This is a genomic window from Streptomyces sp. NPDC056373 (assembly GCF_042262425.1).
Lineage (GTDB): Bacteria > Actinomycetota > Actinomycetes > Streptomycetales > Streptomycetaceae > Streptomyces.
Window position 1 is genome coordinate 1 of record NZ_JBHJPX010000054.1, and the last position, 1,551, is coordinate 1,551.

General features: G+C 66.0%; 2 protein-coding genes. One reads left to right on the forward strand and one right to left on the reverse strand.

Features of this window, described 5'->3' with window-relative positions; genetic code table 11:
* Positions 1–65: 65 nt before the first annotated feature.
* Positions 66–617: a hypothetical protein gene (locus ACFCXS_RS39405; protein WP_105870321.1), complete on the reverse strand. Its 552-nt coding sequence runs from the start codon at positions 615–617 to the stop codon at positions 66–68.
* A gap of 94 nt (positions 618–711) precedes the next feature.
* Here ACFCXS_RS39405 and ACFCXS_RS39410 point away from each other — a divergent pair, with 94 nt between their 5' ends.
* Positions 712–1,482 (forward strand): transposase, encoded by a 771-nt coding sequence (locus ACFCXS_RS39410; protein ID WP_376648149.1) that lies wholly within the window; start codon positions 712–714, stop codon positions 1,480–1,482.
* The last annotated feature ends 69 nt before the right edge of the window (positions 1,483–1,551 follow it).

The window sequence follows — 1,551 nt, forward strand, 5'->3', positions numbered from 1 at the left end:
CTAAGGGCTGTCCCGCAAAGATCTTGGCTCCGAGTGCGGAGCAGTCTGAAGGGGCGGCGAGGTGCTCAGCCGGTGGTCCGTGAGGTGTCCAGGGACCGCGCGAAGTCGGCGAGCGTGTGGAAGTCGTTCTCCCGTAGGCCGATCCGCGGGTTGACGTGGTGGAGGAGCCCGGGCCCTTGGTGGTGCGTGGTCACGTAGGTCTGATCCAGCTCGCTCTGCTCGTCGTCCACCCAGGCGAAAGGACGGCCGCCTGCGTAGGCCACCACCGGCCCTGTCTTCCAGTGAACTCCATCAGGGCGTTCTTGGAGTAGGACGTCGCCGAAGTCGACGAAGGGCAGTTCCGGGAGGCCGAGGATCGGCGCGATCCACCGGTTGGCGTCGTCCATCCATGTGGTGGCCCAGCACAGTTCGAAGCCGAGCTGGAGCAGGATGTGTCCGTGCTCTGGATTGAGCCAGACTCGCAGAGGGCGTCGTCGGGACGATAGGCCCGTGTCGCCCCGTTGGGCGTCGTTCTGGGGAACTCTGAGTGTGGTGTAGCCGTCGGGGCGCCTCTCCGGCTTGGCTGCATAGGGGTTGAGTGGCCCGTCCACGTCGAGGAACAGCAGCGGTCGATTCACGGATTCCCCCGGGTCTTGCGCACTGTGGACTGCCCTGATCAGCGTAGCTGCGGGAGCGTCTCGGCATTGAGCCAGCCTGAGTGATGATCACGATGTGGCGAGTGTGATCACGGCATCGGAGCCGTCCTGGATAACCCCATTCGCGGGTCTGAGCCCGCGCCGCTTCGGGAAACTACTGACCACGCTGCGGCGTGATGGAGCAGATGTGGTCCACCGAGGCCGGCAGTGGAGTCTGCCGCTGGAAGACCGGGTGTTGCTGGTCACGGCCTACTGGCGCACCAATCTGACGTTGCGGCAGCTCGCTCCGCTGTTCGGTGTCTCGAAGTCCACCGCCGGCCGAGTCATCAACCACCTCGGACCCCTGCTCGCTCTCCAGCCCCGCAAGCGATTCGCCAAGGACACCGTCCTCATCGTGGACGGCACCCTAATCCCCACCCGGGACCACACCGTCGCCGAGCGGTCGAAGAACTACCGGTACTCCACCAACCACCAGGTCGTCATCGACGCCGACACCCGGCTGGTCGTTGTGGTCGGCAAGCCGCTCGCCGGGAACCGCAACGACTGCAAGGCGTGGGAGGAGTCCGGGGCCAAAGCCGCCGTGGGCAACACCGTCACGATCGCCGACGGCGGCTACCCGGGCACCGGACTCGTCATCCCGCACCGCCGACAGCGCGGGCAGAGCGAACTCCCGGCCTGGAAAGAGGAGCACAACAAGTCCCACAAGCAGGTCCGAGCCCGCATCGAGCACGTCTTCGCCCGTATGAAGACCTGGAAGATCCTCCGCGACTGCCGCCTCAAAGGCGACGGCGTCCACCACGCCATGCTCGGCATCGCCCGGTTGCACAACCTTGCTCTCGCCGGATAGGCAAGCGGGCCGCACGGCGGCCCACCATGCCTGCGGCGACTTCAAGATCTTTGCGGGACAGCCCTTAGG